Source organism: Providencia sp. M-27 (assembly GCF_011077905.1).
Classification (GTDB): Bacteria; Pseudomonadota; Gammaproteobacteria; order Enterobacterales; family Enterobacteriaceae; genus Providencia; species Providencia huaxiensis.
The window spans coordinates 166999-191910 of the sequence record NZ_JAALBT010000004.1 but is presented as its reverse complement, the minus strand read 5'-3'; the positions used below and the strand labels follow the sequence as shown (position 1 = coordinate 191910).

At 41.5% G+C, this 24912-nt stretch carries 18 protein-coding genes and 1 pseudogene; 12 read left to right on the top strand and 7 right to left on the bottom strand.

All coding sequences use genetic code 11. The features are described from left to right. Positions 1 to 8: 8 nt before the first annotated feature. The 3 genes from G6Q48_RS08245 to G6Q48_RS08235 all read right to left on the bottom strand — a co-directional run bounded on the left by G6Q48_RS08245 (position 9) and on the right by G6Q48_RS08235 (position 5632). Positions 9 to 944: a two-partner secretion domain-containing protein gene (locus G6Q48_RS08245; protein ID WP_102139404.1), complete on the bottom strand. Its 936-nt coding sequence runs from the start codon at positions 942 to 944 to the stop codon at positions 9 to 11. Positions 945 to 1270: 326 nt separating this feature from the next. Next, positions 1271 to 4429 carry an efflux RND transporter permease subunit gene (locus G6Q48_RS08240; protein WP_166265704.1) on the bottom strand — a complete coding sequence of 1053 codons (3159 nt, stop codon included), beginning with the start codon at positions 4427 to 4429 and terminating at the stop codon, positions 1271 to 1273. A 15-nt stretch (positions 4430 to 4444) separates the two neighbouring features. Further along, entirely contained in the window at positions 4445 to 5632 is a 1188-nt protein-coding gene (locus tag G6Q48_RS08235) for an efflux RND transporter periplasmic adaptor subunit (RefSeq protein WP_166265701.1), read from the bottom strand. Between the two features lie 134 nt (positions 5633 to 5766). Between G6Q48_RS08235 and acrR the strand changes: the two genes are divergently transcribed. The 3 genes from acrR to mscK all read left to right on the top strand — a co-directional run bounded on the left by acrR (position 5767) and on the right by mscK (position 10270). After that, on the top strand, positions 5767 to 6417 hold the full coding sequence (gene acrR / locus G6Q48_RS08230) for a multidrug efflux transporter transcriptional repressor AcrR (RefSeq protein WP_102139401.1): 651 nt from the start codon (positions 5767 to 5769) through the stop codon (positions 6415 to 6417). Positions 6418 to 6428: 11 nt separating this feature from the next. Next, positions 6429 to 6782: a DsrE/DsrF/TusD sulfur relay family protein gene (locus G6Q48_RS08225; protein ID WP_102139400.1), complete on the top strand. Its 354-nt coding sequence runs from the start codon at positions 6429 to 6431 to the stop codon at positions 6780 to 6782. A 107-nt stretch (positions 6783 to 6889) separates the two neighbouring features. Further along, a complete protein-coding gene (gene mscK, locus G6Q48_RS08220; RefSeq protein WP_166265698.1) occupies positions 6890 to 10270 on the top strand; it encodes a mechanosensitive channel MscK in 3381 nt (1126 codons plus the stop codon). Here mscK and G6Q48_RS08215 read toward each other — a convergent pair whose 3' ends face one another. Further along, a complete protein-coding gene (locus G6Q48_RS08215) occupies positions 10271 to 10447 on the bottom strand; it encodes a DUF2496 domain-containing protein (protein WP_166265695.1) in 177 nt (58 codons plus the stop codon). Between the two features lie 18 nt (positions 10448 to 10465). Then, positions 10466 to 11014 (bottom strand): primosomal replication protein PriC, encoded by a 549-nt coding sequence (priC, locus tag G6Q48_RS08210; RefSeq protein WP_166265692.1) that lies wholly within the window; start codon positions 11012 to 11014, stop codon positions 10466 to 10468. A gap of 142 nt (positions 11015 to 11156) precedes the next feature. Between priC and apt the strand changes: the two genes are divergently transcribed. The 9 genes and pseudogenes from apt to G6Q48_RS08165 all read left to right on the top strand — a co-directional run bounded on the left by apt (position 11157) and on the right by G6Q48_RS08165 (position 21752). Then, a complete protein-coding gene (apt, locus tag G6Q48_RS08205; RefSeq protein ID WP_125891578.1) occupies positions 11157 to 11708 on the top strand; it encodes an adenine phosphoribosyltransferase in 552 nt (183 codons plus the stop codon). A gap of 112 nt (positions 11709 to 11820) precedes the next feature. Continuing rightward, positions 11821 to 13764 carry a DNA polymerase III subunit gamma/tau gene (gene dnaX, locus G6Q48_RS08200; protein ID WP_102139396.1) on the top strand — a complete coding sequence of 648 codons (1944 nt, stop codon included), beginning with the start codon at positions 11821 to 11823 and terminating at the stop codon, positions 13762 to 13764. A 48-nt stretch (positions 13765 to 13812) separates the two neighbouring features. Next, positions 13813 to 14142 (top strand): YbaB/EbfC family nucleoid-associated protein, encoded by a 330-nt coding sequence (locus G6Q48_RS08195; protein WP_004260403.1) that lies wholly within the window; start codon positions 13813 to 13815, stop codon positions 14140 to 14142. Continuing rightward, entirely contained in the window at positions 14142 to 14741 is a 600-nt protein-coding gene (gene recR / locus G6Q48_RS08190; RefSeq protein ID WP_102139395.1) for a recombination mediator RecR, read from the top strand. The genes G6Q48_RS08195 and recR overlap by 1 nt, the downstream gene beginning before the upstream one ends. Positions 14742 to 15234: 493 nt before the next feature. Continuing rightward, positions 15235 to 17103: a molecular chaperone HtpG gene (htpG, locus tag G6Q48_RS08185; RefSeq protein WP_166265856.1), complete on the top strand. Its 1869-nt coding sequence runs from the start codon at positions 15235 to 15237 to the stop codon at positions 17101 to 17103. Positions 17104 to 17295: 192 nt separating this feature from the next. Continuing rightward, positions 17296 to 17940 carry an adenylate kinase gene (gene adk / locus G6Q48_RS08180; protein WP_102139393.1) on the top strand — a complete coding sequence of 215 codons (645 nt, stop codon included), beginning with the start codon at positions 17296 to 17298 and terminating at the stop codon, positions 17938 to 17940. A 181-nt stretch (positions 17941 to 18121) separates the two neighbouring features. Then, positions 18122 to 19087, top strand: coding sequence for a ferrochelatase (hemH, locus tag G6Q48_RS08175; protein ID WP_102139392.1), 966 nt, complete (start codon positions 18122 to 18124; stop codon positions 19085 to 19087). A 189-nt stretch (positions 19088 to 19276) separates the two neighbouring features. Continuing rightward, positions 19277 to 20332 (top strand): annotated as a pseudogene (gene wzz(fepE) / locus G6Q48_RS08170) (LPS O-antigen length regulator Wzz(fepE)); the annotation flags it as partial. A gap of 106 nt (positions 20333 to 20438) precedes the next feature. Beyond that, complete coding sequence (locus G6Q48_RS08165; protein ID WP_102139442.1) at positions 20439 to 21752, top strand: inosine/guanosine kinase; 1314 nt, start codon at positions 20439 to 20441, stop codon at positions 21750 to 21752. A 332-nt stretch (positions 21753 to 22084) separates the two neighbouring features. Here G6Q48_RS08165 and eutH read toward each other — a convergent pair whose 3' ends face one another. Both eutH and G6Q48_RS08155 read right to left on the bottom strand, forming a co-directional pair. Further along, positions 22085 to 23335: an ethanolamine utilization protein EutH gene (gene eutH, locus G6Q48_RS08160; protein ID WP_166265686.1), complete on the bottom strand. Its 1251-nt coding sequence runs from the start codon at positions 23333 to 23335 to the stop codon at positions 22085 to 22087. Between the two features lie 22 nt (positions 23336 to 23357). After that, positions 23358 to 24797: an FGGY family carbohydrate kinase gene (locus G6Q48_RS08155; RefSeq protein WP_102139390.1), complete on the bottom strand. Its 1440-nt coding sequence runs from the start codon at positions 24795 to 24797 to the stop codon at positions 23358 to 23360. Positions 24798 to 24912 lie beyond the last annotated feature (115 nt).

Below are 24912 nucleotides of genomic sequence, written 5' to 3'. Positions count from 1 at the left end.
AATGGAAATTAGTGCGCCGTTTTAGCAATAAGAGCTTGCTGGTTTTTCCCTATTTTTATTATGCCTTTATCTGAAAATGTAATGTCTGCATCCCCGCGTACAGAGAAACTCATCGTATTTATAACCCCTTGAATATCTATTTTATTTTGAGGGCAAAGAAAATTGTCTTTACATTGATATTGGTGGCTTTCAAGCACAATATTACGACCTGTCAATTTAGCCTGTTCATTTAGCTCTAACTGATTACCTTGAATATATGGAATATCAGTTTTGAATTTTGAACTGTATTTGACAACGCCTTCACTAGGGGAAAGGGTGCTATTGCCAGATGCGCTGATATAATTTTGTATGGCAGAGTGGATATTAAGGGAGTTTTGCAGCTTTATTTGGTCTGCAACTACATTTAGCTTTGATAGTTGAATTGGGTTTCCTTGTTGCTGGCTAATACTGATTTGGCTAGCTGGCTGAGTTGAAAACTTCAATTGGTTATAGTCCTCCAATTTTTGGAGTTCTAGTTGGTTGTCTTTATCTTTGTTTTTCACATATTTTTTTTCAAACTTACCGGCAATTAAGGATAGGCTATTAATATTATCAACGGTGCCGTCTTTCCATGAAATACCATTAGGATTCGCGATAACAAGGTTAGCGCGTTGTCCTTTAATACCTAATATTCCTTGCAAGTGGCTTGCTTCAGTTCCTGTGACTTCTGCAAAAATAAGCCTTGCTGCTTTATTATTAAGCTTAGTATTACTGTTAATGTCATTATTGAAAATTAAGCCATCGTCATTAGATGAGAGACTTTCAAATGTATTAAATGAAATGTTGTTCTTTAGAGGGGCTTCTATATTGATGACTTTTGCCTTAGAGATATCAGGGGATTCGGCCAATGATGCATTGTGATACAAAGTACAAGTTAATAGAGTGAATAATATGGTTTTCTTCATTTTTAGTAGCTCCTTGCTGTAAAAATTCCTTTTATGATTAAAAGTATAATGCTCCGAGTTGATTATTTTACTAATCAAAAATTAGCTGGGTTTAATAAAATATGATACGCAGCCCCTCATTGACCTAGATGAAATACGATATTTTCACTCTAGCCGCACTAAGGGGCGTTTCTATTTTGGTTATCAGACGTCTCTATTTGGGTTATCAAGAGGGCGAAGGCACAGATACTGATTAGCTTGAAAGGGGAGGCGGTCTACAGCAAGTTAGAATTAATACACAAAAAAAGAGCCACTTATGTGGCTCTTTTCAATTTACCTATCAGCAATTATTGTGCTGTTGGTGGATGGCTGTGTTCAATATCCTCTGACTTCTTGGTAAAGCGGCGACGGATCACCACGAAGAAGACAGGCACGAAGAAGATAGCCAATGAGGTTGCGGCAAACATTCCCCCAAGAACACCAGTACCTACTGAGTTCTGGGATGCAGAACCTGCACCGTTACTAAACACCAGTGGGATAACACCTAACATAAATGCTAAAGATGTCATCAGAATTGGTCGTAAACGCATTTTAACTGCATTCAGCGTTGCTTCGACTAACCCTTTACCTTCTTTCTCCATCAAGTCTTTGGCGAATTCAACAATCAAGATTGCGTTTTTCGCCGAGAGCCCAATGGTTGTTAAGAGACCCACTTTAAAGTAAACGTCGTTGTCTAGACCACGAACACTGGTAAACAGTAACGCACCAATAATACCTAATGGAACGACTAACATAACTGAGAATGGAACTGACCAGCTTTCATAGAGAGCCGCCAAACACAGGAAGACCACTATCAAGGAGATTGCGTACAGAGCAGGGGCTTGGTTACCTGCTAAGCGTTCTTGATATGACATACCTGTCCACTCGTAACCAATTCCTTCAGGCAGATTTTCAGTGGTGAGTTTTTCCATTAACAGCATCGCATCACCCGTACTTTTCCCAGGAGCTGCTTGGCCTTGAATGTTCATCGCAGGGACACCGTTATAACGCTCTAAACGCGGTGAACCATACTTCCAAGGGTTTTTGGATTCGTCCATAAAGGCAGAGAACGGAACCATTTTACCTTGGTTATTACGAACATATAGGTTACTGATGTCAGAAGGTAACATACGGCTTTCTGCGTCACCTTGTACGTAAACTTTCTTCACACGACCACGGTCGATAAAGTCATTCACGTAGCTTCCACCAAACATAGAACTCAATGTTGCGTTGATATCACTAATAGCAACACCTTGAGCCTGTGCTTTTTGTTGGTCAATATAAATACGGTATTGCGAGGTATCATCCTGACCATTTGGACGAACACCTTGAAGCATTTCTGGGTGCTGAGCAGCTAATCCAAGTAACTGATTACGGGCTTGCATTAATTTATCATGCCCCAAGTTACCTTTATCGACTAACTCAAAGTCAAACCCGTCTGCGGTACCTAACTCAACAATTGCGGGTAGGTTAAAGGCGTAAATCAATGCCTCTTGTTTTTGTGACAGTGCGATATTCGCGCGCTGTACAATCGCATCAACGTGGTTTTCATCACCTTTACGTTCGCTCCAATTTTTTAGAACGACGAAAGCGAGACCCATATTTTGTCCTTGACCTGCGAAGCTAAAGCCCCCTACGGTAAAGACCGATTCAACGTTTTTGGCTTCTTCGGTATGGTAGTAGTTATTTACTTCATCCAATACCGCTTGGGTTTGTTCCTGTGTTGATCCTGGTGGTAACTGGATCATAGACAAGAATACCCCTTGGTCTTCCGCGGGTAAGAAGGAAGACGGTAAGCGAACGAACATGAACGCCATACCAACCACTAACAGCAAGTAAATCACTAAATAACGGCCAGTGCCGTTAAGCATACGGCTTACACTGTCGGTGTAGTGGTGTGCTTGTTTTTCAAATGTACGGTTAAACCATCCAAAGAACCCTTTTTGGCTACCATGGCTGCCTTTTTCAATTGGCTTCAACATGGTGGCACACAGTGCTGGTGTTAAGATCATCGCAACCAGTACTGACAAGATCATGGACGATACAATGGTAATAGAGAACTGACGATAAATTGCCCCGGTAGAACCTCCAAAGAAGGCCATTGGGATAAATACCGCAGATAGAACCATTGCAATACCGACTAACGCACCTTGGATTTGACCCATTGATTTTTTGGTCGCTTCTTTTGGTGACAAGCCTTCTTCTTGCATAACACGCTCAACGTTCTCAACAACGACGATGGCGTCATCGACGAGAAGCCCGATGGCGAGTACCATCGCGAACATGGTCAAGGTGTTTATGGAATAACCAAATGCCGACAAGATAGCAAAGGTACCTAACAATACGACAGGTACTGCAATTGTTGGTATCAGCGTTGCACGGATGTTTTGTAGGAACAAATACATAACGACAACAACCAGCATGATTGCTTCCACTAACGTTTTAACTACTTCGTTAATTGAAATTTTAACGAATGGAGTTGTATCGTATGGATAAACAATCTCTAACCCTTGAGGGAAGAAAGGTTTCATTTCCTCAAGTGCAGCACGGACGTTATTAGACGTGTCTAACGCGTTCGCACCAGTTGCCAGTTTAATACCGATACCTGCTGCTGGCTTACCATTAAAGCGGGCAATCGTACTATAGTTTTCAGCACCTAATTGGACATCAGCAACATCCTTAATACGCACTTGTGAACCATCTTGGTTTACACGTAATAAAATATTGCTAAATTCTTCAGGGCTATTCAAACGTGTCTGCGCAATGATAGAAACGTTTAAACGCTGGTTTGCTATAGACGGTGAACCACCGAGTTGCCCTGCTGCGACTTGGTTATTTTGTACCTTGATCGCATTAATGACATCCGTTGTGGTCATGTTGTACTTAACGAGTTGCTCTGGTTTTAACCAAATACGCATTGCATATTGGGTACCGAACAGTTGAGTTTCACCTACACCGTTAACTCGGCTAAGTGGGTCTTTAATGTTTGACCCTACGTAGTCGGCAATATCGTATTGCCCCATTGAGCCATCGCTAGAAACGAAACCCGCAACCATTAAGAATGAACTAGTTGATTTATCGACACTAATACCTTGTTGCTGAACTTCTTGTGGCAACAATGGCATCGCCAGTTGCAATTTGTTTTGCACCTGTACTTGCGCGATATCACCATCAGTTCCTGCTTCAAATGTCAGCGTAATGCTAGCAGAACCTGATGAATCACTGCTCGATGACATATATACCAAGTTATCGATACCGTTCATATTCTGTTCGATAACCTGCGTTACTGTATTTTGTACCGTCTCAGCATCCGCTCCCGGATAGTTAGCTGAAATAGAAACAGCCGGTGGCGCGATGGTCGGGTACTGTGAAACAGGTAACTGGATAATTGCCAACAGACCAGCAAGCATGGTGATAATTGCAATTACCCACGCAAAAATTGGTCTTTCTATAAAAAACTTAGGCATTAATCAGCCGCTCCCTTATTTAGACTTTTCTTCAGGTTTTGCCTGATTGTCTATGGATTGCGTTTCTAAGTTTGCTTCCTTAGGATTCACAACAATTCCTGGTTTGATTTTTTGTAAGCCGATGACAATGACACGATCACCTGCTTGTAGACCTTCAGTTACCAGCCATTTGTTGCCAACTGCTTGTCCTGCTTTAACTTGTCTGACTTCAACTTTATTCTCAGCGCCAACAACCATGACTTGAGAAGTTCCTTGAGCCGTACGAGATAATCCTTGTTGCGGAACTAGAATCGCATTTTCAACAACACCATCTTCTAATACAGCACGAACAAACATACCTGGAAGTAACTCTTTGTTCGGATTAGGGAACATGGCTCTCATCGTGATAGACCCTGTTGTTTCATCAACAGTGACATCAGAGAATTCCAAAACCCCTTTTTGTGCGTATTCTTGACCGTTATTATTGATCAAACGGACAGGCGCTTGCCCTGACTCTTGCTGTATAGCACCTTTCGCTATCTCATTTCTCAGACGTAAGAAATCGTCACTCGACTGTGTTACGTCCACATAGATAGGGTCAAGTTGCTGAACACGCATTAATTCAGTGGCTTGTCCTGATGATACTAAAGCTCCCTCAGTCACACTCGATTTGCCAGTACGGCCGCTAATCGGTGCAGTGACTTTGGTATAATTCAGGTTAATACGTGCAGTTTCAACCGCTGCTTCAGCCGCTTTGACGGCAGCAAGTGCTTGCGCGTAGGTTGAGGTCGCTTGGTCGTATTCCTGACGACTAATGTAATTAGTTCCTAACAATGGTTTATAACGCTTCACCGTTAAGGCAGCCAGATTTGCATTTGCTTGTGCTTTTGCTAGCTCCGCTTTTGCGCTGTCATAGGTTGCTTGGAATGGTGCTGGGTCAATTTGGTATAAAGATGTCCCTGCTTCTACGTCGCTACCTTCTTTATAGTTGCGCTTTAAAATGATGCCACTAACCTGAGGGCGAACCTCGGCAACACGAAATGCGGATGTACGGCCTGGTAACTCGGTTTTGAGAGTCAGAGGTTCGGCTTTAAGCGTAACAATTCCTACTTCAGGCGCCGGGCGTTCTCCGCCACCTTGTTGTTCATCGTTACAACCAGATAAAGCCAAGCCACCTGAAAGAACTAACAGAGCCAGAGGTAACACCCCTCTGTTTTTTCGCATAAGTTAACCTCAATTAATCAATATGAGTTCAAAACAAAAATAAGAAAAATGGTAAACAATATGATTTATCACTGTGCTATAGTACAAACATACACGAATGTATGTAAATCAGCTTTCGATAGAAACGGGTCACAATGGCACGAAAAACTAAACAACAGGCTGAAGAAACCCGTCAGGAAATATTAGATGCTGCCATCAAAACATTCTCTGAACGAGGAGTTTCTGCCACATCATTAGCCGATATTGCAAAAGCAGCGGGGGTTACCCGAGGTGCAATATATTGGCATTTCAAAAACAAAGTTGATCTCTTTTATCAAGCTTGTGAATTTGGTGATAACCAAATAATACAAGCTGAAGAATATTATCGTTCTAAATATACCAATGATCCACTTTCAATACTAAGAGAATTATTAGTTTATATTTTGACTGGTTTTATTGAAAGTCCTAAAAATCGCGCTTTGATGGAAATTTTCTTTTTGAAGTGTGAATTAGTGGGTGAAATGGCAGAGTTAGTTGATTTTAAACGCGCTAACTATGTTGCGAGTCAATGCCGAATAGTTGACAATTTGACTGCCTGTATTGATGCAGGTCAACTTCCTGCTGACCTTGATGTGGAAGCAGCCGCGATTATGATCCGTTCATTAATGTCTGGTTTATTAGAAAACTGGCTACTCCAATCAGAAAATTTTAATATTAATCAACATACAATTACATTGGTTGATACACTATTAGAAACACTAAAGTGTAGTACGACAATCCGGTTAAAACCAATTCAAACTGAATAAGTGGAGTCCATATGACCTCTATCTTGATTATTGCCAATGGGGCACCTTACGGCAGTGAAACACTGTTCAACTCATTGCGACTAGCGATAACGTTAAAAGAGCAAGAGCCGCAGTTAGATTTAAAAATTTTTCTGATGTCAGATGCTGTGGGCGCAGGATTGGCTGCTCAAAAGCCGAAAGAAGGCTATAATCTTCAACAAATGTTAGAGATTTTAACGGCACAAAATGTCCCCGTGAAATTATGTAAAACTTGTACAGATGCCCGCGGTGTAAGTGAGTTAACTCTTGCTGATGGTGTTGAAGTAGGCACGTTAGTTGAGCTTGCAAGCTGGACATTAACGGCAGATAAAGTATTAACTTTCTAATATTTTACGTAAAATATGTTTAATTAGGTGAAAGTAAGTGTGGGTAGGCGACTATCGGCACTTTGCTTAATTAAACAATATAATTATTTGTATAAAGGAATGCCATTATGATGAAACAACAATGGAAGTGGCGGCAGTTAGTATCGATAACACTGTTTTTTTTCATCATATCTTTTTCCAGTTCAATTACGGCATTAACATCAAATAACTTACCTGATAAGAATGAAATAAAAAGTGCGCTCAGCGCATTGAATAAAAAAAGTTCACTCAGTGAAGAAGATAAACTTGCTCTCGCTGATCTGGAAAAAACCTCAGATTTTTATAACGAGCTGGATAAACTCGAACAGCGAACGGCTGAACTGCAAAAAAAACTGAGTAACGCGAGTGAAGAATCGAAACAAGCAGCACAAGGTTTGTTGCAAATAAAAAATGAAAATGAGCAGCGCACCGAAAATTTCCTACAAAAAATACAAGATAGTTCTCTTTCACAATTAGAAGCATTACAAGCCTCTTATTTAGAAAATCTGCAAACAGAACAAAATGACCTTGCAACCTATAGTAGCCAATTAATTGGCTTACAAACGCAGCCTGAAAGGGCACAAGCGATGATGTTGGAAAATGCGAGGCGCTTACAGGAAATTCGTAATGAGCTAAATAGTTCATTGAATGAATCTGTGAATTTAAGACCAACTCAAATTACCATGCTGCAAGTTGAACAGTATTTATTGCAGCAACAAAATGAATATCAAAAACGTATTCTACAGGCTAACACTCAATTACAAGATGTGCTGCAAAAACAGCGTGATTATACCGCCGCCTATATTGAGCAATTGGAACATCATATTCAGCAAGTACAAAACGCGATTAGCCATCGTCGCCTAAATGACTCCCAATCAACAGTGCGTGAAGCATTGAGTACTTCTGAAACCGATATTGAAGCGCAACAGAATCCCATTATTCAAAAAGAAATTGCGATTAATAATGCGCTTAGTGACCGTTTAATCGCAGTGACAGAAAGTAGTAATAAACTGGTGCAAAATGGTATTCGAGTGAAAACATGGCTTGAAAGAGCGACGCAGTCAGAACGAAATCTAAAAGAACAAATTAATGTATTACGCGGTAGCTTATTGCTTTCACGAATTTTATTTCAACAACAAATTGATTTGCCTCCTGACATTTTAACTAAAAATTTACCTACAACGATTGCCGATTTGCGGCTTGAACAGTTTGATATTAACCAACAGCGTGATGAGCTTTACCAACCTAATGATTATATTACGAAGTTGGAACAGCAATTTGAGATAAAAACAGGGGATGAGCCAGCAAATAGCACATTATTATCAGCTGAAGATAAATCCTCGTTATTAAAACTATTGGAAGTACGTCGGGGTTTATTAGACGAACTTAACCAGCAGCTTGGTGGGCAAATTTCGCAAGCTATCAACTTGCAATTGGATCAAAACCAATTATTGAGTGTGGTGAGTTCTCTTGAAAACACATTAGCCCAGCAAATATTTTGGGTGAATAGTAATAAACCAATTGATTTGGAATGGGTTAAAGGTTTCCCTGAAGCCGCAGCAACACAAATTAATAGCTTTGATTTTAGTTTATCGAATCGCAGTATTAAACGGGGAATGAGTAATTCACTGTTAGTTGTTATTCCACTTGTATTGGTCGCGCTGTTGTTTATTTGGTTTAACCGTAAAATTAATAATCGATTGCAAGATATTGACCAACGGCTTTCCAGTTTGCGTAACGATAGTGTGTTAAGCACACCTTTTGCGCTACTGCTGACATTAATGCAAACCTTACCTATTTCACTGTTTTTACTGGCATTTGGCTATTGGTTCTTGAAAACAGGAAATGTACAAGGGCCATTCTTCTGGCAATTTTGCCAACAGTTGGCGATATTTTGGGCATTATTTGAGCTGACTTTTCGCGTGTTAAAACCGCAAGGTATTGCGCGAAAACATTTTGGTATCGAAAAAGAGAAAATATCCCAGACGCGGCGCCAAATGCTCCGGTTATCGATTCCGTTGGTACCACTCATTTTCTTCTCCACTTATGGGGTTACTAACCCACTGAAAGTGTCTGAGGACGTGATAGGTCAGTTGATCGTGCTGGTTTCTCTTATCCTGTTATGTATCTTTACTGTTCCTTTTTGCAAACAAGTTTGGCAAGAGAAGGGTAGCCACTTAACGCGTAGTATTGTCGTGACATTGCTGACATTTTCGCCATTAATTTTAGTGGGCTTAATGATGGCAGGCTACTACTACACCACTTTACGCTTAGCAAACCGTTGGATAGACAGTTTATACCTGTTATTGCTGTGGTATATCACTTATAGCGCGTGTTTGAGGGGGTTAACATTGGTTGCCCGTAAATTGGCGTATCAGCGTGCTATTGAGCGGCGTGCGATGTTGAAGCAAGAAGAGGTTGAGAACGAACCTATTAAAGAACCCCCAATGACCATTGAGCTGATTAGCCAACAATCGTTACGTCTCACCACGATGGTGTTGTTTATTATCTTTGCATTGGCGTTTTACGCAATTTGGTCTGATTTCATCACTATTTTCTCTTTCTTAGATAGCGTGAATTTGTGGAGCTATACCGCCACATCGGCAGATGGGGGAAATATCTTACAATTCGTCACGTTAGCGAATTTAATTTTGGCTCTGGTGATCATTATTGTTGCTTGGGTGATGACGCGAAATCTCCCCGGGTTACTGGAGGTTTTGGTCTTATCGCGGTTAAAACTTCGTCAAGGTTCCACTTATGCCATCACGACAATATTGACTTATATTATTGTGGGAATTGGGGCGATCGCCTCATTAGGGATGATTGGTGTCACGTGGAACAAGCTGCAATGGTTGGCGGCAGCCTTAACGGTCGGGTTAGGGTTTGGTTTACAAGAAATTTTTGCTAACTTTGTTTCAGGGATCATTTTATTGTTTGAGCGGCCGATCCGCATTGGCGATACGGTCACTATTGGGACCTATTCAGGAACAGTCAGTAAAATTCGCATTCGTGCAACAACGATCGTCGATTTTGATCGTAAAGAAGTGATCATACCCAATAAAGCATTTGTGACTGAGCGGTTGATCAACTGGTCGCTATCAGACACCGTTACACGTATTACGATTGCGATCGGGGTAGCGTATGGTTCTGATCTTGATAAAGTAAAACGCGTTTTACTATCTGCCGCAACCAGTAACAGCAAGGTAATGACGGAACCTGCTCCCAATGTTTATTTCACCAGTTTTGGCGCGAGCACGCTAGATCATGAATTGCGTTTTTATGTGCGGCAGATAGGTGACCGTGGTGTGACCAGCGATGAAGTGAACCGTGCGATAGATAAATTATGTCGAGAAAATGATATTGATATTGCATTCAACCAGTTAGAAGTTCATTTGCATAATAGCAAAGGGGATGAAGTGCAAGAAGTGAAACGTACACCAAAAGACAGTGATGACAACCTACCAAGTTAATTAGATTTCATCTGTGCGGGTGGCTTGTGCCGCCTGCATCTGTTTGGAAATATAATCATTTTTAACAATATCAAGGGCTTTTAATACAATATCGGCTTCAATATCTGAATTTTCGAGTAAATAAATCAAATCAACGGCAAGTTGTACTTCTTGTGGGGCATCTTTGAGCGAATTCATAGCGTTCCCTTCTAATATTTAATCAAAGTATTGATTTTCTTGATGTTCAATGGCTTTTTCAATGCGCAAAAGTGCTTGGCGGCATCGGTACAAACGGCCTGCGAGTACAGCGAGTTCTTTTTGGCATTGGTGCTGCAAACGGTGGTCGGTTAGCTCACTTAAATGAAGTTCTTTTTCACTCACCATGGCCTGCAAGCGTCGTTCATAGTCTTGGTGTTGTGATAAACGTTCATATAAATCAACCTGTTCCCTTTTTTTAGTGAAACTAGGCTCTTTTTCACGTAAAGTTTGTGTAGAGATCTCTCGTGAAATTGCCTGCATTTGATGGACAATTTTCTCAGTCAGAAAATTGACCTGCTCGCTGTGGTTTAACGTTACGCTATGGCACAATTGCTGGTATAAGGTCTGTAATTCGTTTTGGCAATCACCCAAACGGGTTGATTTGCGACTAAACAATTGCATATCGAAGCGTGAATGTGAAAACTCAAGATCCTTTATGGGTTCCACTCGTGTTTTCAATTCATCAATTTGCTTTTTTAACGCGTCCAAAAGAGCGGGAATTTTCATTTTTTGTTCTCATTAAGTGTCAAAAATAGCGGAATATTGATATTCAGCAACAAAACTGATGCCAAATTGACGGCTTCTTATTGCATTTTTATGGTACTTTACATAGATTCTACACTTTCGTGTTTACTACATGGCTTTTATTATGACCGCTAAAGAGCAACAACTGCAATTGATTAAAGAAAGTATCGCATCGATTCAAGATTATCCAATCGAAGGCGTGATCTTTCGTGACATTACGACTTTATTAAATAACCCTGCTGCATACCAAGCAACGATTGATATGTTAGTGGAGCATTATCAAAATAAAGGCGTCACTAAAATTGTAGGAACTGAAGCGCGTGGTTTCCTATTTGGCGCGCCAGTTGCATTACGTTTAGGCGTAGGTTTTGTCCCTGTGCGTAAAAAAGGGAAATTACCACGAGAAGTATTGAGTATGACTTACGACCTTGAGTATGGCACCGATACGCTTGAGATCCATAAAGATAGCATCAGCCCTGAAGATAACGTCTTAGTTGTTGATGACTTACTCGCGACCGGTGGTACCGTGGAAGCAACGGTAAGAATGATCAAACAGCTTGGTGCTAATGTTGTTGATGCGGCATTTATCATCTGTTTACCTGATCTTGGCGGCGTTGAACGTCTACAAAAAGAAGGTGTTTCTTCTTATAGCCTTGTTGAGTTCCCAGGCCACTAATCTTTATTTTCCCTCTATTTTTATCACAGCCTCGCTGTATAGGTTGAGGCTGTGGTAGCATGGTACTATGATTATATATATTCACGTACCATGTTAAATGACAGTGGAATCCATGAGCTATCAGGTACTTGCCCGTAAGTGGCGCCCCCAAAAATTTTCAGACGTTGTTGGCCAACAGCACGTTTTGACTGCACTCGCTAATGGGCTAACGCATCAGCGGCTTCATCACGCCTATCTTTTCTCAGGTACACGTGGTGTAGGGAAAACGACGATTGCGCGCCTATTTGCTAAAGGTCTTAATTGTGAAACAGGGATCACCGCCTCGCCTTGTGGACAATGCGCTAATTGCCTTGAAATAGAACAAGGGCGATTTGTCGATTTAATTGAAATTGATGCGGCTTCCCGTACCAAAGTCGAAGACACTCGTGAATTATTAGACAACGTCCAATACGCACCCGCACGTGGGCGCTTCAAAGTTTATTTAATTGACGAAGTACATATGCTGTCTCGTCATAGTTTCAATGCGTTGTTAAAAACCCTTGAAGAACCGCCTGAACATGTGAAGTTTTTATTGGCGACGACGGACCCACAAAAACTCCCCGTGACCATTTTGTCTCGCTGTTTGCAATTCCATCTAAAAGCGTTAGATGTCACGCAAATCAGTGAGCAACTTGAGCTCATCCTAAATGCAGAAAATATTGAGCACGACCAACGTGCTCGCCAGCTGATAGCAAGAGCAGCTGATGGCAGTTTACGTGATGCATTAAGCTTAACTGACCAAGCCATTGCGATGGGGCAAGGGAAAGTCACGGCTGATATTGTCAGCCAAATGCTAGGAACCCTTGATGACGAGCAGCCATTAGCCATTATTGAAGCTCTAGTACGTGCCGATAGCATGGCGGTAATGGAGCAGGTGGAGCAAGCTGCCAGTCGCGGAGCGGATTGGGAGAACTTGCTGGTGGAAATTTTGTCGCAATTACACCGTATCGCGATGATCCAACTGCTTCCTGCTGAACAAGAAACAGACCCGTCATCGACAGAAGGGCGGCTACGGCAGGTCGCAAGGGTCATTTCCCCTGCAGACCTTCAACTGTTTTACCAAACGTTATTAGTCGGAAGGAAAGAACTTCCCTATGCCCCTGAGCGGCGTATGGGGGTTGAAATGGCACTATTACGTGCATTAGCTTTTCATCCTAAAAATGTGATTGCTGAAATTGAAGCACCGCCAAAAGTTATTCCACAAGCCGCTGTTCAATCTGCACCGTCTGCGGCATCAAATATGACGCAAAGGGTGCCTCCGACACAAGCGCGAGCAGAAAATCTGCCAGACAATAGCCCAACGTTACAGTTATTGAAGGCTAGGCAGGCGTTACAATCTCCACAAAGTGAGGATCCTAGCCCAAAAAAGGCTAAACCGGTGACGCCTGAAAGGGCTAAGCCGGCGGCATCAGCACTGGAAAGGCTGGCCGCCGTGACCAGCAAACATCAACAAAATGTGGTTAATAAAGCGTCTCAGGCGGCAAAACCACAAAAACCAAAGCAATACCAATGGAAGCCTCAAAATGAAGAGGCGATGGCGCCAAAAGAGGCAGTGACAACGCCAAGCGGGATCAAAGAGGCGTTAGAATATGAAAAAACGCCTGAGTTAGCCGTTAAAATTATTGAGGAAGGGCGAGTTCGTGACAGTTGGTCAGGGAAAATTGCAAAATTAAATATTCCCAAACTGGTTGAACAATTAGCTTTGAATTCATATATAGAAGAGTTAAGCGAGTCGCAAATTGTTTTACATTTGCGCTCGGCTCAGAAGCATCTCGATAAACCATCGGCACACAAAGCGTTGGAAGAAGCTCTGAGCGAACTATATGGTCGTACTGTTGAACTGAAAATCGTTCATGATGATAATAGCGAGGTGAAAACCCCGCTAGAATGGCGACAGGCGATTTATGAAGAAAAACTGGCACAAGCGCGCCAGTCTATTATTGCGGATAAAACGATTCAAAAACTGCGCTCAATGTTTGATGCGCAATTAGATGAAGAGAGTATTCGCCCCGTTTAACGCTACAGTCTCATTGTTAAGCTGTAGCCTCAGTTGTGAGAGATAACTATGTTTGGTAAAGGTGGATTGGGTAACCTGATGAAACAGGCCCAGCAAATGCAAGATAAAATGCAAAAAGTTCAGGAAGAAATCGCTCAACTCGAAGCTACAGGTGAGTCTGGAGCTGGCTTAGTTAAAGTGACCATTAATGGTTCACACAACTGCCGTCGTGTTGAAATCGACCCTAGCTTGCTTGAAGACGACAAAGAAATGTTAGAAGATTTGATTGCTGCGGCATTTAATGATGCTGCACGTCGTATCGAAGAAACTCAGAAAGAAAAAATGGCGAGTGTTTCCAGTGGTATGCAATTACCACCAGGCTTTAAGATGCCATTCTAATGCAAACAAGTCCGCTTCTTGAATCGTTGATGGAAGCTCTGCGCTGTCTTCCGGGGGTTGGCCCCAAGTCAGCGCAGCGAATGGCTTTTCATCTTTTACAGCGTGACCGTAGTGGTGGAATGCGTTTAGCACAATCACTCACTCGAGCCATGTCTGAAATAGGCCACTGTCGTGATTGCAGAACATTTACAGAACAAGATGTTTGTAATATTTGTGATAACCCACGCCGCCAACAGAATGGCTTAATTTGTGTGGTTGAAAGCCCCGCAGATATCTATGCAATCGAACAAACCGGGCAATTTTCCGGCCGCTATTTTGTACTTATGGGGCATTTATCACCACTTGATGGCATTGGCCCTATGGATATCGGTCTTGATAGGCTCGAAGAGCGTTTGGCGTCAGAGACGGTCAATGAGGTGATTTTAGCAACTAACCCAACGGTAGAAGGGGAAGCGACGGCAAATTATATTGGGCAAATGTGTGGCCAATATGGAGTGGCGGCGAGCCGAATTGCACACGGGGTGCCTGTTGGCGGAGAACTGGAGCTTGTCGATAGTACGACGTTATCGCATTCGCTCTCCGGCCGCTCTCGATTGTAATATCCTCGTCATATTTCAAGCTGTAGGGGTGTTGGCTGCACTCGGCGACTCGGGTCACATACTGATGTATGCTCCCCGAGATCTCCTCATTTGCCGCCTACCTACAACTTGAACTATTTAGAGGATAGTATTGATTTCGTTTTTCTAAAATCACCCTACAGAATTCAGTTACTAATTTAAGCCGTAGGGGGCTGCACTCGGTGACTCAGGTCATATACTGGTATGCTCCTAGGGATTAACGCATTTGACGCCTAGCTACAGCACAAATTATTTAGAGGATATGTTTGGGGGTGATTAAAACGATCCCTTTCATCAACTTCCTTTAGAATGATGACGGATGTGATTATTTTCTTTCTAATCATTAGCTTTTGGTTCTGATGGTTTAAATTTTTTGTTCTTTTCGCTTGAATTTCTGTTTTTCGCCCCCAACTAATCTGCATCGATAAGTCAAACCTATCCAATTAGATTGATGAAATAGAGGCGATTAATGAGTATGAAAGGACAGGAAACGCGTGGTTTCCAATCAGAAGTTAAACAACTCCTCCAATTAATGATCCACTCTCTTTATTCAAATAAAGAGATTTTCTTACGCGAATTGATCTCCAACGCATCAGATGCGGCGGATAAACTGCGTTTTCGTGCATTATCTAAACCCGAACTGTATGAAAACGATGGTGAGCTGCGCGTGCGCATTAGTGCTGAAAAAGACCAAGGTACATTGACCATCAGCGATAACGGTATCGGTATGAGCCGTGAAGAGGTGATTGAAAACCTCGGAACTATCGCGAAGTCCGGCACAAAAGCATTCTTAGAATCATTAGGTAGTGACCAAGTCAAAGATAGCCAAATGATTGGTCAATTTGGTGTGGGCTTCTATTCTGCATTTATCGTGGCTGACAAAGTAACGGTACGTAGCCGTGCGGCAGGTGCTCCTGCAAATGAAGGTGTGTTCTGGGAATCTGCTGGTGAAGGTGAATACACCATCGCTGATATTGAAAAAGCCGAACGCGGCACCGAAATTACCTTGCATTTGCGCGATGACGAAAAAGAATATTTGGATAACTGGCGCTTGCGTTCAGTGATTAGCAAATATTCTGACCATATTGCTTTACCAGTTGAAATCGAAGAAAAAAATGAAGAAGACGGTACGGTCACTTGGGAAAAAATTAACCAAGCGAAAGCATTATGGACGCGTAGTAAGTCTGAAATTTCAGACGAAGAATATACCGAGTTCTATAAACATATTTCCCATGACTACGCAGACCCACTAACATGGTCACATAACCGTGTAGAAGGTAAGCAAGAGTATACCAGCCTGCTGTATGTACCTTCTAAAGCGCCATTTGATTTATGGAATCGTGACCAACAACACGGCTTGAAACTCTATGTTCAACGCGTATTTATTATGGATGACGCAGAACAGTTCATGCCGAATTACCTACGTTTTATTCGTGGGGTGTTGGACTCCAATGATTTACCATTGAACGTTTCGCGGGAAATACTGCAAGACAGCGCATTAACCCGTAGTTTGCGCAGTGCATTAACCAAGCGCGTCCTGCAAATGCTGGAAAAACTGGCTAAATCAGATGCAGAAAAATACCAAACCTTCTGGCAACAATTTGGTTTAGTGATGAAAGAAGGCCCTGCGGAAGATATGGCAAATGGTGAAACTATTGCTAAACTCCTGCGTTTTGCAACGACTCATACTGATAGCAGTGTACAGAACGTCTCTTTAGACGATTATGTAAGCCGCATGGTTGAAGGCCAAGATAAAATTTACTACATCACGGCAGACAGCTATGCAGCGGCAAAAGGCAGCCCGCATCTTGAGTTATTCCGTAAAAAAGGCATAGAAGTCTTGCTGTTATCTGACCGTATTGATGAATGGATGATGAATTACTTATCGGAATTCGACGGTAAACAGTTCCAATCCGTAAGTAAAGCCGATGAGTCATTAGATAAGCTAGCGGATGAAAACAAAGCGGAACAAGAGGAAGCTGATAAGCAATTAGAGCCTTTTATTGAGCGCGTTAAGTCATTCCTAGGTGAGCGTGTTAAAGAGGTTAAACTCACGCATCGCTTAACGGATACACCTGCAATTGTCACGACAGATGTAGATGAAATGAGTACACAGATGGCGAAACTGTTTGCAGCAGCAGGACAAGCCGCGCCAGAAGTGAAATATAACTTCGAATTGAACCCAACGCATCCTTTGGTTAAAAAAGCAGCTGAAGTCACTGATGAGTCCGTGTTTGCTGATTGGGTTGATGTCCTGTTGGATCAAGCATTATTAGCAGAACGTGGTACATTGGAAGATCCAAACCTATTTATACGAAAAATCAATGAATTACTTCTAAAGTAATTTAATCTAGTATTTTCGTTATTGAGCATAAACCACGCTTTTGCTTGTGCTTTAGCGTGGTTTTTTTCTTTTGCGAAAAAAGATAAATGCGAAATCGTTTACGTGTGTTCTTGAGTAAAGCGGCATGCTAATGGTATGGTAGCTTGTTTTCTTTTCAAATTATAAAAATCTAAATAGCAAGGGGTTTACGCAATGCGTATCATTCTGCTTGGCGCTCCAGGCGCTGGTAAGGGCACTCAAGCTCAATTTATTATGGAAAAGTTTGGGATCCCTCAAATTTCAACCGGTGACATGTTACGTGCCGCTGTTAAATCAGGGAGCGAACTTGGTTTACAAGCTAAAGAGCTGATGGATAACGGTAAATTAGTTACTGATGAATTAGTTATCGCATTAGTTAAAGAGCGCATCAAACAAGATGACTGCCGCAATGGCTTCTTGTTGGATGGGTTCCCCCGTACTATCCCTCAAGCGGACGCCATGAAAGAAGCTGGCATCACTGTTGATAACGTGCTGGAATTTGATGTACCTGATGAAATCATTGTTGAGCGCATCATTGGTCGTCGTGTGCATGCACCATCAGGCCGTGTTTATCATATCAACTTTAACCCACCAAAGGTTGAAGGCAAAGACGATGTAACAGGTGAAGAACTAACCATCCGTAAAGATGACCAAGAAGACACCGTACGTAAGCGTCTGGTTGAATACCATGCATTAACTGCACCTTTAATTGCGTATTACCAAAATGAAGCTAAACAAGGGAATACCAAGTACTTCAAATTAGACGGTACGCGTAAAGTAGCAGAAGTTAGTGAAGAACTGGCGAAAATTTTAGGTTAATATTTGTACTTATCATGATGTGTATTGCAGTAATAGTCACTGCAATTCGAATTATTTTAAGTATAAGGTATTATATGGAGGCAGCGATGATCGCTGCCTTTGTTTTTTATACCACTTGGTGACAAAAATCGTTAATTAACTGTGCTAAAGTTGGGAATAATTATCAATTAGGAGTTGTTTCATGTCAGAAAAAAAATACGGCATTTTGTTAGCTAACCTAGGAACCCCTGATGCCCCAACGACCTCAGCAGTGAAACGCTATTTAGCCGAATTTCTTAGTGATAAACGCGTTATTGATGTACCCCGCTTGATTTGGAAACCCATTTTGCATGGGGCGATTTTACCGCTTCGTTCTTCTAAGGTAGCGAAATTATACCAATCTATTTGGTTAGAAGGTGGCTCGCCATTACTGGTTTATTCTTTACGTCAAAAGCAAAAACTCGCTGAATTATTGCCGAATACTGCCGTAGAGATAGGTATGAGTTATGGTTCACCTTCAATTAAAAGTGCGGTGGATAGCTTGCTAGACCAAGGCGTGACCGATTTAGTGGTACTTCCACTGTATCCACAGTACTCCTGTACGACAACTGCAGCGGTGTATGATGCATTAACGAGAGCATTTGCAAGCAGACGTACCATTCCAAGTGTGCAATTTATTCGGAGCTATGCGACACATCCCGCTTATATTCAAGCGCTAGTCAGCTCGATAGAAGAAAGCTTTGCTCTGCATGGTGAGCCAGATAGGCTTATATTGTCTTTCCATGGTATTCCGCAGCGTTATTGTGATACCGGAGATATTTACCAGCAAGAATGCGAAAAAACGGCGGAGGCACTCCGTGAGGCGCTGAATTATCCAAGTGACAAAGTCATGCTTACCTACCAGTCACGTTTTGGACGTGAGCCTTGGTTGATGCCTTATATGGATAAAACGATGCATGAATTACCCGCACAAGGAGTAAAGTCAGTTCAGGTCATTTGCCCAGGGTTTTCAGTTGATTGCTTAGAAACATTAGAAGAAATTAGCGAGCAAAATAAAGAGTTTTTTATGAGTAGTGGCGGTAATAAATATAATTACATACCGGCGTTAAATGATAATCCAAATAGTATTCATATGATTAATTCAATAATTCAAGATGTACTGAAATAAGTAATTCAGTAAATTAATGCAGAAAAGTTTGCTTATCGATATATCAATAAGCTGATTATAGACTATAATCACTTATCTGAAATTATAAATGATTGAATGAATGTTATGTCTTTTGGAATTAATATGAGCAATAAGCAGCAGCCACCACAAGGTAATATAGAGTAGAAGTCGTCTTCTGCTCATCAATTTCATATACAGCAAAACGATGAAATTGATTTGATGGCCTTGTTTTCCATTTTGTTAAAACATAAATTTTTGATTCTTATATTTACGATTGTTTGTATTGGGGTAAGTGTTGGTGTTGTTAAGTTATTACCTCAAAAATGGAGCAGTACTGCTATTGTTATTCCTCCTGCATCTGAAGAGCTTAAAGAAGTCAATGCATTTAAAGCGCAATTGGATGTCTTAGATATTCCTATTGATCTCAGTGCTCAACGTGTTTTTACTGCATTTATTGACCAATATCGTTCGAAAGTTAATCAAGAGAGTTATATAAGAAGTACTGAGTATTATCATAATCTTGCAGAGAAAATTGACCCAAAAGATGATGTTATCGCTCAGCAAAGGTTAGTAAACTCAATCATTTCTAATGATATTAAAATTCAAGATCTCTCAAAAGAGAAAAACAGTACTTCAAGTGATATTGTTTTGAGCTTTACTGCCCCTTTGCCAACGGAAGCCCAGGACTTACTTGAAGGTTATATTCGCTATAGTGCATCGAAAGTGAGGCAACAGTTAAAAGTTGAAATCGACAATATGATTTCAGAGAAACTTATTTATGCCAGTGAGTCACTAAAACGCGAAGTCAGCAAAATTCAAACGGAATACGATGTTAAGGTTGAAAGGCTTAAACGAGCTGTTGATATTGCAAAAGCGGCTGGAATTGAAAAGCCGATAGCCAGCGATTCTGTTGCTATCAATGATGACCCTGATTACCCTATTGCGTTAGGAACTGAAGCTTTAGAGAAAAAATTACTGATCGAAACCCAAAATCGTGATTTGGCATTGATGAGCGAAAACCTACAAAACCGTAAAATTTATATTGATGATTTACAAGAGTTAACCAGTAAAGAATTAAATTTTACGCCAGTTAAATTTATTTTAACGCCAGACTTACCGTTGTATAAAGATTCACCAAAATCATCGTTAATTGTTGCATTAAGCGCAATACTTGGTTTAATTTTGAGTTGTGCATTTGTGTTAAGTCGGGAACTTTACCGCGATTATAAATATCAAAATCAGTAAAATAACTTCCAAATGACAAACAATGGAGCCAGTGCCTTCTTTGCAGGTGCTGGCTTTACTTTATCGTGCTAGAATAGGGCGATGTTCCATTGTTAATCTTCTAATTATGAAATTCCCCGGTCAACGCAAGTCAAAACACTATTTTCCTGTTAGCCTCAGAGATCCTTTATTACAGCCTTTAAAAGAAACATTGGCGGATGATGAGAATTGTAAGTCCTATATCGTTGGTATCGATCAAACACTAGTCGATATTGAAGCGAAAGTGGATGACGATTTCATTCAGCGCTACCAGTTGAGTAAGGGACATTCATTGGTTATTGAAGATGATGCCGCTGAAGCTTTATATAAAGAACTTACAGATAATGCATTGATTACTCATGAGTTTGCGGGTGGGACAATTGGCAATACACTGCACAATTATTCAGTATTAGCCGATGACAGATCTGTGTTATTGGGCACAATGTGTAATAACATCCAAATTGGTAGCTATGCCTATCGCTATTTATGCCACACCTCAAGCCGTATGGATTTAAATTTTCTACAAGGTGTGGATGGCCCTATTGGGCGTTGTTTTACCTTAGTTACTGAAAATGGCGAGCGAACTTTTGCTATCAGTCCAGGCCATATGAACCGCTTGCACCCAAATAGCATTCCCGAAGATATCATTGCGGGGGCTTCCGCGCTGGTTTTAACGGCTTATTTAGTCCGCTGCAAACCCGGAGAAACTATGCCGGATGCGACTATGCAGGCTATTGCGTATGCGAAAAAGCATAATGTTCCCGTTGTGTTGACGCTTGGAACTAAATTTGTCATCGCTCAAGACCCTCAGTTCTGGCGTGATTTCTTAGCGGAACATATTTCAGTAGTTGCAATGAATGAAGATGAAGCACAGGAGCTGACAGGGCTGAGTGACCCATTACTTGCCTCTAATATGGCATTAGACTGGGTCGATTTAGTTTTATGCACAGCGGGCCCGTCAGGCTTGTATATGGCTGGCTATACGGAAGACGCTTATAAACGTACGACGCAGCACCCACTATTGCCGGGGGCGATTGCAGAATTTAACTTATACGAGTTTAGCCGAGCAATGCGTCAGCAAGATTGCCAAGTTCCATTACGAATTTTCTCGCATATTGAGCCTTACATGGGCGGGCCTGAGAAAATCATGAACACGAATGGGGCGGGAGACGGGGCTTTATCTGCATTACTTCACGATATTACTGCCAATTCTTACCATCGCTCTAATGTGCCTAATTCCAGTAAACATGAGCGCCAATACTTAACTTATTCATCTTTAGCCCAAGTGTGTAAATATGCTAATCGTGTAAGTTATCAAGTATTAACTCAGCATTCGCCTCGCTTGACTCGTGGCTTACCTGAAAAAGAAGATAGCTTAGAAGAATCTTATTGGGAACGTTAAAGCGAAATAATTCTCATTTTAATTAATGATATCGATTTTAAGGCACTTCAATATAATTGTTATTGAGGTGCCTTTATTTTTGAACAATTATTTTGATGAATTGTTGTCACTAAATTTTATTAATTGAAGTAATTATTTACATTCAAATTATACATCTATAAATAATGTAATGGTTAATGATGACTAATATAAATAACCATATAGTGAGTGCAATGTTAATAATTGATGAGAGTTTGAATTAATTTCAGGCAAATAAATAAAAGCTGCATACTACTTTATGAGTATTTATATTTAGTATGCAGCGAGTTGTATATTTAAATATATAAATATGATTAATGTTGCTTCGCAACAGCGAGTTCACTTTCTTCTTTGGCTATTTCAGCCGATTTTATATCTTCAGCTTCATAGCGCATTGCTTGTGGCACTGATATTTTAATCGCAATAAATACCGCTAAGAAGCCACCAACCAACTTACCAAGCAGAATAGGTAAAACAAGCGTGGGTTGGAAATTGGCCGTGAACGCAAGGTGGTCACCGATGGTGGCTTGCGCACAAACACCAAATGCAACGCAGAGTACTTTGTCTCTAGCTCGCATTTCTTTGAATAAATGATAAGTTGCAATAATGTTTGCCATAACCATAATAAAACCCAAAGACCCGGTATCACTCAGTTTTAAACGGTTACTTAATGCACGCACTAAAGGTTTACAGTAGCGTTGGAACAAATAACAAATTGGGAATGTACCCGCTAACATAATACCGATATAGCCCGCAATTTCGATAGCGCGGAATAACTCATTTTGGTCCGCAAACAGTGGGTCGAAGCCCCATGCCCCGAAAACTTTAGTGAATACCCCGGTAAAGTGTTCAACGATTGAAAATGCTAAGACTAATTTGACGAATGCATCCATGATTTTACCGAAAATCAGGAAACCCGTTACCATTAACATTGGGCGATATTTTAGCCCAGCAGCTAATAAAAAACAGAATACAAACAGCGGCATCAAGTATTGCAACATGGTAAAGAAATCTAAGGTTAATTGATGTGCTGCCGGTGAGTTTGTAGAGATAATATCCCTGACAGGAATATTATTGAACGTAATTAATAGCAGTGAAGCGAGTACGCCAAATGGTATTGAGATCAACCCAGCCATTGCACCAAGCGCAAGGTATTTATGATCTTTGCAATTTAGCATTGTTAACCCTACTGGGATCAGGTAAACAATAGTGGCCCCAGAGGTATAACCGATCAACATTGCGGTGATCCACATGTCTCGATTCGTCGTCAGTGCATCGGCTAGTTGGTAACCGCCCATGTCAACTGCAATAATCGATAAGGCCGCAATGGAAACGTCTGATCCAACAGAGGAAAAGACAGGCCCAAGAATGTAAGAGATTAACTGTGAGAGTAGTGGAACTGCAGCCATGATCCCCGCTTGAGCAAGAAACACGGGACCAATAGAAAAGATCCCGTTAACAAACTCTTTTCCAAGATCGCTGGTGGGTCTGACAATGGATGCGACTGCGCCAATGATGGCTCCGCACATGATCAAGTAAATAATGTAATTTCCGAATTCAGCCATGGTAGGGTTTCCTTTTATTATTTTAGTGTCTTAATTGGCGAGAACGGGCAATGATGTCGCGATATTGTTCCATCACACCTTGCATGTTCGTTCCATCAGGATGTGTCACAGTAGCGTTGCGTCTTACCGCCATTTCGTGAGTGATACCGATGCCTTTGCGAGCCAGCAAGGCTGCGCCTAGTGCGGTGACTTCACGATTTGCTGGTGCTTCAATGTCTTTCTGTAATAAATTCGCTAAAAATTGTTTAAAATATTGATTTGAAGAAAGCCCTCCATCGACTGAGATTGATTGGCCTAACGGTGAAATTTTTTCCATTGCAAAAATAACTTCAGCGGAGCGCGCTGCGATGCCTTCCAAAACAGACTGCATCATATCTTTTTTGTCAGTATCTAATGAAAGCCCCGCCCAGAGACCCGCAGCACTGCGATCCCAGTATGGGCAGCCTAAACCAGATAACGCTGGGACAAAGGCGAGACCACGTTTAATCGCAGATTCAGCCCTGAAATCACCAAGCTCATCGAATGAGTCAAATAAACCGATTTTGCGAGCCCAATTGATGGCAGACGCTGCGTTGTACACGCCACCATCTAAGCCAAATACAGGGGGTTGATTGGGGAACTTCCAGCAGAGTGTGGGTAGTAAACCGCTGTCATGAGTTTGTGGTATATCTGTACCAGTCAATGCTTGCAAAAAAGCGCCTGTACCGAAGGTAATTTTTGCATCACCTTTTTCACGACAGCCATGGCCAAATGTGCCAGCAAATTGGTCAACAATAATGGCTGTGACTGGTGTGAGATGCCCATCGAGATTTACTGCACCAAAATCACCGATGTTATCTTTAATTGGTGGTAAGCAGTGGATGGGAACACCAAAAATGTCACACAGTTCTTGGTCCCATTCTAATGTATGAATGTTGAGTAATGACGTTCGAGATGCTGAGTTATAGTCGGTGACGAATACGCCACATAAACGGTCGAGAAAAAAAGCATCCATCGTACCGATACGTAGTTTATTTTTATCCGCTAATGTTTTTGCTCCGACGACATTTTCAATTATCCACCCCATTTTGCTGGCGGAAAAATACGGGTCGAGAGGTAATCCCGACTTAGATTGCACCAGTGGCTCTAACCCTGCCTCTTTGAGCATTGAGATGGTTTTCTCTGTCCGCAAGTCTTGCCAGACAATGGCATTGTATAAAGGACGCTTGCTGTCCGCATCCCATGCCACAATACTTTCACCTTGGTGACAAAGCCCAATAGCATCAACAACTTCACAGCTGTGTAAGCACTTAATGATGTTTGCCAGTATTTCCTCTGGGTCGTGTTCAACCCAACCACTATTCAATGTGATTTGCTTATGAGGAATGCTCATAGGGGAGTGGTAATGGCCGCCTTCTTCAAAGACAACGACCCGGGTTCCCGTTGTTCCCTGATCGATAGCCGCATAACGTTGATTGAGCATCACAGTATTCCCAGTGTTATAAATGTTGTAAATAGGTCTGTTTTTTTGCTTACTATCGTTTAATCGGAAATAAAATCCACAAAAAACTCACAGCAAGTTTCACTAATGTGACAAA

What these genes read in the sequence shown, in the direction of transcription:
- G6Q48_RS08195 (WP_004260403.1), top strand. Translation starts at nt 13,813, where the DNA reads ATGTTTGGTAAAGGTGGATTGGGTAACCTGATGAAACAGGCCCAGCAA.
- eutH (WP_166265686.1), bottom strand. Translation starts at nt 23,335, where the DNA reads ATGGCTGAATTCGGAAATTACATTATTTACTTGATCATGTGCGGAGCC.
- G6Q48_RS08225 (WP_102139400.1), top strand. Translation starts at nt 6,429, where the DNA reads ATGACCTCTATCTTGATTATTGCCAATGGGGCACCTTACGGCAGTGAA.
- mscK (WP_166265698.1), top strand. Translation starts at nt 6,890, where the DNA reads ATGATGAAACAACAATGGAAGTGGCGGCAGTTAGTATCGATAACACTG.
- acrR (WP_102139401.1), top strand. Translation starts at nt 5,767, where the DNA reads ATGGCACGAAAAACTAAACAACAGGCTGAAGAAACCCGTCAGGAAATA.
- G6Q48_RS08235 (WP_166265701.1), bottom strand. Translation starts at nt 5,632, where the DNA reads ATGCGAAAAAACAGAGGGGTGTTACCTCTGGCTCTGTTAGTTCTTTCA.
- adk (WP_102139393.1), top strand. Translation starts at nt 17,296, where the DNA reads ATGCGTATCATTCTGCTTGGCGCTCCAGGCGCTGGTAAGGGCACTCAA.
- dnaX (WP_102139396.1), top strand. Translation starts at nt 11,821, where the DNA reads ATGAGCTATCAGGTACTTGCCCGTAAGTGGCGCCCCCAAAAATTTTCA.
- G6Q48_RS08155 (WP_102139390.1), bottom strand. Translation starts at nt 24,797, where the DNA reads ATGCTCAATCAACGTTATGCGGCTATCGATCAGGGAACAACGGGAACC.
- apt (WP_125891578.1), top strand. Translation starts at nt 11,157, where the DNA reads ATGACCGCTAAAGAGCAACAACTGCAATTGATTAAAGAAAGTATCGCA.
- recR (WP_102139395.1), top strand. Translation starts at nt 14,142, where the DNA reads ATGCAAACAAGTCCGCTTCTTGAATCGTTGATGGAAGCTCTGCGCTGT.
- G6Q48_RS08245 (WP_102139404.1), bottom strand. Translation starts at nt 944, where the DNA reads ATGAAGAAAACCATATTATTCACTCTATTAACTTGTACTTTGTATCAC.
- hemH (WP_102139392.1), top strand. Translation starts at nt 18,122, where the DNA reads ATGTCAGAAAAAAAATACGGCATTTTGTTAGCTAACCTAGGAACCCCT.
- G6Q48_RS08215 (WP_166265695.1), bottom strand. Translation starts at nt 10,447, where the DNA reads ATGAATTCGCTCAAAGATGCCCCACAAGAAGTACAACTTGCCGTTGAT.
- G6Q48_RS08165 (WP_102139442.1), top strand. Translation starts at nt 20,439, where the DNA reads ATGAAATTCCCCGGTCAACGCAAGTCAAAACACTATTTTCCTGTTAGC.
- htpG (WP_166265856.1), top strand. Translation starts at nt 15,235, where the DNA reads ATGAAAGGACAGGAAACGCGTGGTTTCCAATCAGAAGTTAAACAACTC.
- priC (WP_166265692.1), bottom strand. Translation starts at nt 11,014, where the DNA reads ATGAAAATTCCCGCTCTTTTGGACGCGTTAAAAAAGCAAATTGATGAA.
- G6Q48_RS08240 (WP_166265704.1), bottom strand. Translation starts at nt 4,429, where the DNA reads ATGCCTAAGTTTTTTATAGAAAGACCAATTTTTGCGTGGGTAATTGCA.